Below are 9,298 nucleotides of genomic sequence, written 5' to 3' on the forward strand. Positions count from 1 at the left end.
CTACGCCCGGGTCAGGGGACACTCGACTTCAAATTGATTTGTGCAACAACGCCGCTGGACGGTGCTTAACACCAAGACAAGCGACCAGCATAGCCGAATGACAGCTCCTGGCCGGTTGCTGCTATCTCAGTTCGACCCATTGCCGTCATCCGAGTTTTGACGACTGATGCCTGGTATGCAGCGCAAGCAGTCGGCCCACAAGGTAGACTTCGAAAACCATGAGCCTTCAACCAAGTCTGAAAACCGCCGCCGTAGCAGGCGCTTGGCTAGCACTTTGGGCTGTGCCGTTTGAACGCTGGATGGACAAGCAGCACGCGCTTGGCGAGTTGCAGAGCAATCTCCTGTTCCTGGCTTTTGCGCTCGTGTTTTTCTTGCTCCCGGGCTACTTTCTCGTTCTAGGCCGCCAAGCGCCCTTCGCGCGGGATTGGATGTTTGACCACGAAGAACGTGGTCGCTATGCCGTCGTTGCCAAGCGTATGTTCGCTTGGTTCCTATCCGGAGGAGTCGTGATGGCAATCTGGTCAGCAATCTTGCCTAGCTCTCCCTAGCGCGAACTGGATTCCCGCTTTCAGCCTGAAGTTGCCGCCTAAGACGATGCAGTGGCCGACCGCTTATGGCCGGTTGCGGCTGTCTTAGTTCGACCCGAAGCGGCCTATGGGCATGACTGTGACTCCTTAACCCTTTTGCCTAATCAAGAGCATTCACAGATTTTTCGATACATACCCTTTGCCGACATTGGGTAGTTCTTGTCGTCTACCAAATTTCCTGCCCTCGGTAGGCACTGTTGCCTGCATTCTTTAGTTGCGTCTCTGGGAGCTGGAAGGACGTACCCCAGAAGGTATGTCCCACCTATGAGCGATCCAAAAACTATAAAAACCACCCACCCAGGTGTTAGCAAGCTCGAAAGTTTCTTTAATCTATTGAAGTAGTTCTTCATAAGTCAGTTGATGTTTATATGGAACTCGCAACAGCGTTAGAACATTTTCCTAAAAACTCATGCGACTGCTCCTGGCCGACAACAGTCGGCCAGCTCGTCTTAAAACAGTCCCGCAGGCTCGTCACTTCTCGCCCAGTTGTAAATCACCAACTCGCCCCGCTCCACCCGATTGGCTCCACCGCCGACCGTGTAATCCAGTTTTAAAGCCTCCATCTCGAAGTCTTTAAAGCATTCCCGGATGGCGGGATGGTCGTTGATGCTGACTACAGCTTTGCCTTTGATTGCTTTGAGCTTCTGGGCCATCAGTTCGTACTGCTCCCACTCAAACGGCACGCCATAGCCTTCCGTCTCCCAGTAAGGTGGGTCCAGGTAGAACAGCGTGTGCTGCCGGTCGTAGCGGTCAATGCATTTAGCCCAGTCCAGTTGCTCGATATAAGTGCCGCCCGCCATGCGCAGGTGAGCTGCCGAGAGGTTTTCTTCGATGCGCAGCAGGTTGATGGCGGGTGCGGTGGTGGCTGTACCAAAGGTCTGGCCAGCCACCTTCCCGCCAAAGCTTTGCTGCTGCAGGTAGAAGAATCTGGCCGCCCGCTGGATGTCCGTCAGGGTCTCGGGGCGGGTCTCCTGCAGCCATTTAAAGACCTGCCTGCTGGTCAAGGCCCATTTAAATTGCCTTACGAACTCTTCCAGATGGTGAGTGACCACTCTGTAGAGGTTGACCAGGTCGCCGTTGACGTCATTGAGGACTTCCACCTCTGCCGGGTGGCGGGCAAAGAAGACCGCTGCACCACCGGCAAAGACCTCCACGTAGCAGCTATGGGCTGGAAAGCGTTTCAGGAGCAGATCGACCAGACGGCGTTTGCCTCCGATCCAGGGGACGATTGGGTTTGTCATAAGTTTCAGCTGTCGGCCCTCGGTGGGGCTCTGGTGTGGGCCCATTCGGTACCAAAGCGGCCAAACTGTCCTGCAGGCCCCAAATCGCCCACAAACCCGCGCCAACATTAGCGGTCCTAAAATTTCCCAGTCCACACCCCTGTGCCAAAGCGATCACTCTCCCACTCGTTCGCATGGCTTGCCAAACCTTCCCCACCCAGAGTACTGCGCCTGCCGCCATGACACCTGACCAATATCTTTCGCATTTGCGCGCTGTGTATGCGGCATACGATCTGCCCATGCTGCCTCTGCCCCCTGCTTCAGAGCAGGATCTGCAGACGCTGAGCCAGGAGATCGGCCCGATCGACAGCGACCTTGCCGCCCTCTGGAAAATCACTGCAGGCAGCAGCGCAGACAGTGCCCAGCCCCTGTTTCAGCGGCCGGGTTTTGTCGATGCACTGGAGTTGCTCACGCCCCGGCAGGCCCTTGGGGAAGCCCAAAGCATGGCGCAGCGCGCCCAGCGTATGTGGGACAAGGCTGGCCCGGCATCGCAAGACCCTCGTTTGACGGGCCGCTGGTGGCACAGGGGCTGGCAGCCGTTTGCCTGCTTTTACGGCGACATTGTTTTGCTAGTTGACCAAGCCCCCGGCATCGAGGGCTTGCGCGGTCAAGTCATCGCCTATGTTCACGACCCCGATCAGATCTGCTGGATAGCGCCCAGCTTCAGCGCTTTTTTGCAGGCAAGCGCCGAGTCTATTGACGGTGACAGGCAGGAGTTTTTGGCTAGCCCGCTGGATGAGCAGGAATGAGCTGCGAGATCAGCGCTCTGACTCCGGCTGCAGGCAATAGCTGGACACCGTGGCGGAGTCCATGAAGGCTTCTTCAAAATAAACTCGCCGCGCCATCTCTTGCTCAGCGGCTCCCACTACCACCATCAGCGGCAGCAGGTGCTCCTCGCGCGGGTGGGCCATGCGGGCACCGGGCGCGGCGTGCCAGTCCGCCAGCCGCTGGCTGCGCTCTGCCGGTGTGACCTGCATCAGTGTCTCGGCCAGCCAGTCATCAAACAGTTTGGATGGAGCGCGCCCTATGGGGCCAAAGGTACGCATATTGTGATAACTGCTGCCGCTGCCAATGATGAGTACGCCCTCATCGCGCAGCGGTGCCAAGGCACGGCCCAGCGCCAGATGCTCTGCAGCATTCAGATCACTGCGCAGGCTGAGTTGCAGCACGGGCACATCGGCCTGCGGGTAGATGACTGCCATGGGCGCAAACATGCCGTGGTCGTAGCCACGCTGTGCATCTGCGCGGGCCTGAATGCCGCTGTGCGCCAGCAGTTGCAGCACGCGGCTGGCCAGTTCTGGCGCGCCGGGTGAGCGGTAATGCAGGCTGTAGGTATGCGGGGGAAAGCCGCCGTAGTCATAGAGCATGCCGGGCTGGGCCGCGCTTTGCACGGTGAAAACAGGTTCTTCCCAATGGGCCGAGATCAGCAGCACGGCACGCGGTGTGCGCCGCAACTGGCGCGGAATGTCGCGCAGGCCTGCCGCCATCTGGGCATGCCAGTCGCGCATCTCGGGCACCCAGGGCCAGGGGCCCGCACCGTGGCAGAGAAAGTACGCTGGAATGCGGTCATCGCTGTTCATGTGCACTGAAACGCTTGCACCTTCACTCATCACCACACCTCTGCACTGTTGATTCGAGTATCAAAAACATAGCTGTCTGCGCTTGATATGAATGGGCTAGCGCCTTAAATCATCATAAAAACCAGACAGCAGGCACAAAAAAACCTCCTTGCGGAGGTTCTGGCTTGGCCTGCAATCAGGTCTTGAGCTTTAAAGCCTCAGACCTGATGCCCTGCATTAAGCAGCGAAGTTGGCTTCAGCAAACTTCCAGTTCACCAGCTTTTCGAGGAAAGTCTCGACAAACTTGGGACGGGCGTTGCGGTAGTCGATGTAGTAAGCGTGTTCCCACACGTCCACAGTCAGCAGAGCCTTGTCGGCTGTGGTCAGGGGGGTGCCAGCGGCGCCCATATTGACGATGTCCACGGAGCCGTCAGCCTTCTTGACCAACCATGTCCAGCCGGAGCCGAAGTTGCCAACAGCCGAAGCCACGAAAGCCTTCTTGAACTCAGCGTAGGAGCCCCACTTCTTGTTGATCGCGTCAGCCAGAGCACCAGTAGGCTCTGCACCGCCGGCAGGAGCCATGCAGTTCCAGAAGAAGGTGTGGTTCCAGATCTGGGCAGCGTTGTTGTAGATGCCGCCGGAAGACGTCTTGACCACTTCTTCCAAGTCCATGTTCTCGAACTCGGTGCCCTTTTGCAGGTTGTTCAGGTTCACCACGTAAGCGTTGTGGTGCTTACCGTGGTGGAACTCCAGCGTTTCCTGACTGTAGTGGGGAGCCAGGGCGTCGATTGCATAAGGCAGAGAAGGCAGAGTGCGTTCCATGATGGTTTTCCTCGTGGTTGAAATTTTTTAGGACCGCCCGGCATCTGGATGCTGGCGTGGTGGCCGTTGTGCGGACCAGAACAGCTTGCACATTGCTGTACTACAGCCATCAAGTATTGCACTAACCGGGCCATTGTAGAAAGAACTGAACCGCCCGGCGCCGTTCATCAGGACTATTGCGGCAGCAAGAACTGGCGTTCGCTCACCGCCTACAGCGCGCCAGCCCTTGCTTTGCCGCGATTGCCTGCGCTTACAGCAAAAGAGTTCTGATGAAGAGCCCAGTGGCCATACAGGTATTTAGAGCTGCTGACACAACCCTTGATACGTTGTTGTTTCGCCTTATCGTACTTCTGTACTTCTGTACTGCCTGCGGCTTCGCGCCTCGTCTCAAACGCAAACCTCTGGCTTACTGGGTAGTGTTAGCAGCTCTTAGAGTCGACCTCAGAGCAGACGCGGCTGGGTAACGACCAGATCCACAGACCCATTCGACAACTGCGCCTTGAGCGCTGCCCCCGGCGGCGCCTGTCTGACCTGGGTCACAGGCTGGCCCTTCTCATCCGTCAGCAAGGCATAGCCGCGCTGCAGCACCAGGCGCGGGTCCAGCAGTTGCAGGCGCAGGTCCATGCGGTCGAGCTGAGTTTTTTTCTGCTCCAGACTGCGCTGCAAAATAATAGGCAAATTGGCTTGTAGCGATTGCTGGTTCTGCGCAAGGCGCTGCAATTTCAAGAGCATGGCGTGGCGCAGACGCTGGGCCTTCCTTGCCAGCTGTAGGTGGTTACGGCCCAATTGCTCGCTGGGTCGGCCCAGCCGCCCGGCTGCGAGATCAAGCCGCTGGGCCTGTCTGTCCAGCAGGCGCTGCATAGCGTTGTCCAGCCTGTCTTGCATCAAATCCAGCGTGCCCAGCCAGACCTCACGCGGCTGGGCCACCAGCTCTGCCGCCGCCGTGGGCGTGGGCGCGCGCAGGTCCGCGCAGAAGTCAGCAATGGTGAAATCTGTTTCGTGCCCTACCCCGCTGATCAGCGGCACCGGGCTTTGCGCAATGGTGCGCGCCACCTGCTCGTCGTTGAAGGCCCAAAGGTCTTCCAGCGAGCCCCCGCCGCGTACCAGCAAGATGGTGTCGATGACGGGTTGCTGCGCTTTATTAAGGGTCAAATCACCCTCTAGCGCTTGTCCTGCCTGCGCTAGCTGATACATTTTTAATAGCGCCTGCACAATGGATTGAGGCGCCTGCACGCCCTGCACCAGCGCTGGCGCAATCACCACCGGAATATGCGGCACACGGCGGCGCAGCGCAGTCACCACATCGTGCAAGGCCGCTGCGCCCAGCGAGGTAACAACACCAATGCCGCTCGGCTGCGGTGCCAGCGGGCGCTTGCGGGCTTGATCAAACAGGCCTTCGCTCTCCAGCTGGGCCTTGAGGCGCAAAAACTGCTCGAACAAAGCGCCCTGCCCGGCGCGCTGCATGCCTTCCACCACCAGTTGCAGGTCGCCGCGCTGTTCATACACGCCCAGACGCCCCCGTACCTCGACCAGTTCACCATCGCGCGGCGAAAAGCCCACCTGCTCGGCGGCGCGGCGAAACATGGCGCAGCGAATCTGCCCACTGGCGTCTTTGAGGTTGAAGTAGCAATGCCCGCTGGCCGCGCGCGAGAAGCCGCTCAGCTCGCCGCGCACCGTGACCGGGTTGAAACGGGCCTGCAAAGCATCACCAATGGCGTGGCATAGCGCCCCAACATCCCACACACGCGGCGTGGCTGCTGGGCTTTGACTGTCAAACATTGAGTTCATGCGGTGTTAAAGAGCCTTTGTCTGGCCGAGATTCTCCACAGATACAGACATCCAGTCCTGAAGTGGAGCGGCACCCAGCATCCCAAAGAAAACGTACAAAACAGAAAGCAAGCCTTTGATTTTTAATGACTATTTAAATTCATCCAAGTGTCAAAATCGTAACAAATATTTATTACATCCTTGACTGCTCTTGCGCGTCATTAATAGATCACAAAGTTATCCACAGTTTTTTGTGATAGACGCGATGCGCTAGAGCAAGTTGCATTGTGCTGAGCTGGCGCAAACCACGTCATCAACGCCCGCATAAATACGGATCAGACCCGCACGGCTGTGGGTGATAATCGTCGACTGCATTTTCCGTATAAGACGAGGGAGAGAACGTTGCTGTCGATCATACAAGCCGCAGGATGGCCAATCTGGCCTTTGATTGCCTGCTCGATTCTGGCTTTGGCCCTGATTTTTGAGCGTTTCACCTCACTGAAGACCAGCAAGGTCGCACCTGCGAACCTGCTCAATGAAGCTATTACCGTATCCGCCAAGAGCCTGCCCAGCGCAGAAACTACAAAGCAGCTGGCCCAGAGCTCGGTTTTGGGTGAAGTGCTGGCCACCGGCCTGAACACGCTTCAGACCCACCCCGACAGCAGCGAAGAAGAGCTGCGCTCCGCCATGGAGGGCGCCGGCCGCGCCGCTGCCCACAAGCTGGAAAAATATCTGAGCGCCCTGGCCACCATCGCCTCGGCCGCACCGCTGCTGGGCCTGCTGGGCACCGTGATCGGCATGATCGAGATTTTTGGCTCCCAGCCCGGCGCAAGCTCTGGTTCAGGCAACCCGGCCCAGCTGGCGCATGGCATCTCGATTGCGCTGTACAACACCGCATTTGGCCTAATGGTGGCAATTCCCGCCCTCATTTTCTGGCGCTACTTCCGCGGCCGTGTAGATGGCTATCTGCTGGGCATGGAGCTGGCCTCTGAGCAGTTTGTGCGCCATCTGGCCCGCGTGAGCTCGGCCAAGTAAAGCGGACGCCCCCATGAACTTTCGTCCCCGCCACCGTGATGAGCCCGAGATCAATCTGATCCCCTTCATCGATGTGCTGCTGGTGGTGCTGATCTTTTTGATGCTGTCCACCACCTATAGCAAGTTCACCGAGCTGCAGCTGACCCTGCCCGTGGCCGATGCCGAGCAGCAGCGCGATCGCCCCAAGGAGATCATCGTTTCTGTGGCCAGCGATGGCCGCTACGCCGTCAACAAGCAGACCGTGAACGATCGCAGCGTCAACACCGTCGCAGCCGCCCTCTCTGGCGCTGCTTCTGCAGGCAAAGACAGCGTGGTCATCATCAGCGCCGACGCCAATGCGCCCCACCAGTCCGTGGTGACAGTCATGGAAGCAGCTCGCCACGCCGGCCTGTCGCAGATCACTTTTGCCACCCAGCCTTCCGGCGGATCAGGTGGTTCTCGCAGTACACACTGAGCATGGCTTGATGCCTGCATCAAAGAAAACGGGCCTTCTGGCCCGTTTTTTATTGCGCTGATACTGCTCAGATACGCATCACATACCAAGCGCCGTCAAATCCAGCTTGCCCTGCGCCACAGGCGGGCACCAGAAGTAGCAGCCAGTCAGAGGCCTGGAGAAGCCAAACAGCGCATCGCTGATGCCGTCATCCATGCCCAGCATGCGGCGCATCTGGGCTTCAAAGGCATCAAAGCTGCAGCCAAAGGCCGAGAACATCAGGCCGCTGTGATCCGCGCCTTGCGGGCTGACGCTCCACCAGGGCATTGAGCGGCGCACCAGAAAAGCCTCGGGCTCAAAACTCTCCTGTGCTGTACGTTTGACGTGGGCAGACTCAGGCGCATCGTCCAGCTCTTCGTTATCACTGCGGCGTCGGCCCACGGCGTGGTCTTGCTCATGCGCTGGCATGCGATCAAACACGGCGTAGTCATGCTGCCACTGCTGCAATGCCCAGAAGCTGCCACCATCCAGCCCAGCGCCCTGCTCTGCGGCAATGGCTGCGGCCACGGCGTCATCGTCCTCGGGGTTTTCTGTACCGTCTTCATAGCCCGTCAGATCTCGGCCATGGCCGTTGCCCGAGCGCTGGTGCACAAACGCATCCACCACATGGTGGAGCGTAAAGGCCGGTGCCAGCATCGCCGCCAACTTGGCCGTCAGCACAATCAAATCCCCACGCTGATCACCGCGCAGCCACAGGCACAGCGCCTGCGGCGTACTCGGCACTTCAAACTCAGGCCCCTTCAACTGCGGAAACTCATGCATCTGCGCAATGTGCTTATCCAGCGCCTGCAGCACTTGCTGACCCAGTCCCACCACTACCTGCTTGCTATCTATAGTGGCCTGCAATGTCTTGAGTGCGCCCTGCACCTGCGCACGCGCCCCAGACAAGGTGAAAAAAACATAGCGCCCCTGTTCAGGGAGAGACGCCAGAATGCCCGCTTGTGCTTTAGTCATGAAATTGCCGATTCAATAGATAGAAGACACATCAAAGTTTAGTGGCGAATGAAGTGCACCTCACCAAGCCTTGGGCAGAGCCTCAGAAATTGAAAAAATTACTCCACAAACGCAAAAAAGTCGAATCTTTCAAAAAACCGGTTTTTTACGCTGCTACAATTGCTTCATCAACGAAACAGGCGCGTAGCTCAGCTGGTTAGAGCACCACCTTGACATGGTGGGGGTCGTTGGTTCGAATCCAATCGCGCCTACCAAATTTAGCAAGCAAAACCAAGGCTTGCAACGAAAGTGCCCGCTAACAAGCGGGCATTTTTTTGTACGGAATACGGAAGAAGTACGGAAAACTTCTACAAACACACCCGTACAAAGCAGCACTTTTCAGCACAAAAAAGTGTTGTCAGCAACAGACGCTCCACCTCCTGCTCCACTCCCGCCACATCCACTCTGACACAAGCTTAGGCAAGCATTCCTGCAACTTCGCATAAGACGTTTCTTGCGATTTAGAGATAGCAGGCATGTAGCCTGAGTTTCGGCTTAAGGCTGGTTGCAGCCGCTGAGATTTGGCAGGCCTGTGACCGCTGCCGCCGATACCAGACGTTGGCCTGCTATCTGGCCAGACGTCCGCAGTGCGCCTCAAACCGGAAACTGGCTGGATCACAGTGCACCAGACAACCTGAACGGCAGCTCTCGTAAGCTGCGAACTGGTGCTGCCGACGGCGGATTCAACCGGTCGATGCAACACATTCGCTGAACATCTCAGCGGGGGTATGGAAGCCGAGCGTCTTGCGTGGCCTTTCATTC

9 protein-coding genes and 1 tRNA gene are annotated in these 9,298 nt (G+C 57.9%); 5 read left to right on the forward strand and 5 right to left on the reverse strand.

What is annotated here, in order from left to right; all coding sequences use genetic code 11:
* Positions 1 to 218 precede the first annotated feature (218 nt).
* Positions 219 to 548: a hypothetical protein gene (locus RSF91_RS18925; protein ID WP_332569867.1), complete on the forward strand. Its 330-nt coding sequence runs from the start codon at positions 219 to 221 to the stop codon at positions 546 to 548.
* 488 nt (positions 549 to 1,036) lie between these two features.
* Here RSF91_RS18925 and RSF91_RS18930 read toward each other — a convergent pair whose 3' ends face one another.
* Complete coding sequence (locus RSF91_RS18930) at positions 1,037 to 1,828, reverse strand: DNA adenine methylase (protein ID WP_332569868.1); 792 nt, start codon at positions 1,826 to 1,828, stop codon at positions 1,037 to 1,039.
* A 173-nt stretch (positions 1,829 to 2,001) separates the two neighbouring features.
* On the opposite strand from RSF91_RS18930, the gene RSF91_RS18935 reads away from it, so the two are divergent.
* Positions 2,002 to 2,616, forward strand: a complete 615-nt coding sequence (locus RSF91_RS18935; RefSeq protein WP_332569869.1) for an SMI1/KNR4 family protein — start codon at positions 2,002 to 2,004, stop codon at positions 2,614 to 2,616.
* A gap of 9 nt (positions 2,617 to 2,625) precedes the next feature.
* Here the strand turns inward: RSF91_RS18935 and RSF91_RS18940 are convergent, their stop codons facing one another.
* The 3 genes from RSF91_RS18940 to xseA form a co-directional block, all read right to left on the reverse strand.
* Entirely contained in the window at positions 2,626 to 3,477 is an 852-nt protein-coding gene (locus RSF91_RS18940) for a DODA-type extradiol aromatic ring-opening family dioxygenase (protein ID WP_332569870.1), read from the reverse strand.
* A 186-nt stretch (positions 3,478 to 3,663) separates the two neighbouring features.
* Complete coding sequence (locus RSF91_RS18945) at positions 3,664 to 4,248, reverse strand: Fe-Mn family superoxide dismutase (RefSeq protein ID WP_332569871.1); 585 nt, start codon at positions 4,246 to 4,248, stop codon at positions 3,664 to 3,666.
* Positions 4,249 to 4,689: 441 nt separating this feature from the next.
* Positions 4,690 to 6,027 (reverse strand): exodeoxyribonuclease VII large subunit, encoded by a 1,338-nt coding sequence (gene xseA / locus RSF91_RS18950; protein ID WP_442878898.1) that lies wholly within the window; start codon positions 6,025 to 6,027, stop codon positions 4,690 to 4,692.
* 390 nt (positions 6,028 to 6,417) lie between these two features.
* Here xseA and RSF91_RS18955 point away from each other — a divergent pair, with 390 nt between their 5' ends.
* Positions 6,418 to 7,050 carry a MotA/TolQ/ExbB proton channel family protein gene (locus RSF91_RS18955; protein ID WP_332569873.1) on the forward strand — a complete coding sequence of 211 codons (633 nt, stop codon included), beginning with the start codon at positions 6,418 to 6,420 and terminating at the stop codon, positions 7,048 to 7,050.
* A 13-nt stretch (positions 7,051 to 7,063) separates the two neighbouring features.
* Positions 7,064 to 7,504 (forward strand): ExbD/TolR family protein, encoded by a 441-nt coding sequence (locus RSF91_RS18960; protein ID WP_332569874.1) that lies wholly within the window; start codon positions 7,064 to 7,066, stop codon positions 7,502 to 7,504.
* Positions 7,505 to 7,582: 78 nt separating this feature from the next.
* Here RSF91_RS18960 and RSF91_RS18965 read toward each other — a convergent pair whose 3' ends face one another.
* Entirely contained in the window at positions 7,583 to 8,497 is a 915-nt protein-coding gene (locus RSF91_RS18965; protein WP_332569875.1) for a Dyp-type peroxidase, read from the reverse strand.
* 177 nt (positions 8,498 to 8,674) lie between these two features.
* Between RSF91_RS18965 and RSF91_RS18970 the strand changes: the two genes are divergently transcribed.
* Positions 8,675 to 8,751 (forward strand) — tRNA-Val (locus RSF91_RS18970).
* The last annotated feature ends 547 nt before the right edge of the window (positions 8,752 to 9,298 follow it).

Source organism: Comamonas sp. (assembly GCF_036643215.1).
Classification (GTDB): domain Bacteria; phylum Pseudomonadota; class Gammaproteobacteria; order Burkholderiales; family Burkholderiaceae_C; genus Comamonas.

What these genes read in the sequence shown, in the direction of transcription:
- RSF91_RS18925 (WP_332569867.1), top strand. Translation starts at nt 219, where the DNA reads ATGAGCCTTCAACCAAGTCTGAAAACCGCCGCCGTAGCAGGCGCTTGG.
- RSF91_RS18930 (WP_332569868.1), bottom strand. Translation starts at nt 1,828, where the DNA reads ATGACAAACCCAATCGTCCCCTGGATCGGAGGCAAACGCCGTCTGGTC.
- RSF91_RS18935 (WP_332569869.1), top strand. Translation starts at nt 2,002, where the DNA reads ATGGCTTGCCAAACCTTCCCCACCCAGAGTACTGCGCCTGCCGCCATG.
- RSF91_RS18940 (WP_332569870.1), bottom strand. Translation starts at nt 3,477, where the DNA reads ATGAGTGAAGGTGCAAGCGTTTCAGTGCACATGAACAGCGATGACCGC.
- RSF91_RS18945 (WP_332569871.1), bottom strand. Translation starts at nt 4,248, where the DNA reads ATGGAACGCACTCTGCCTTCTCTGCCTTATGCAATCGACGCCCTGGCT.
- xseA (WP_442878898.1), bottom strand. Translation starts at nt 6,027, where the DNA reads ATGTTTGACAGTCAAAGCCCAGCAGCCACGCCGCGTGTGTGGGATGTT.
- RSF91_RS18960 (WP_332569874.1), top strand. Translation starts at nt 7,064, where the DNA reads ATGAACTTTCGTCCCCGCCACCGTGATGAGCCCGAGATCAATCTGATC.
- RSF91_RS18965 (WP_332569875.1), bottom strand. Translation starts at nt 8,497, where the DNA reads ATGACTAAAGCACAAGCGGGCATTCTGGCGTCTCTCCCTGAACAGGGG.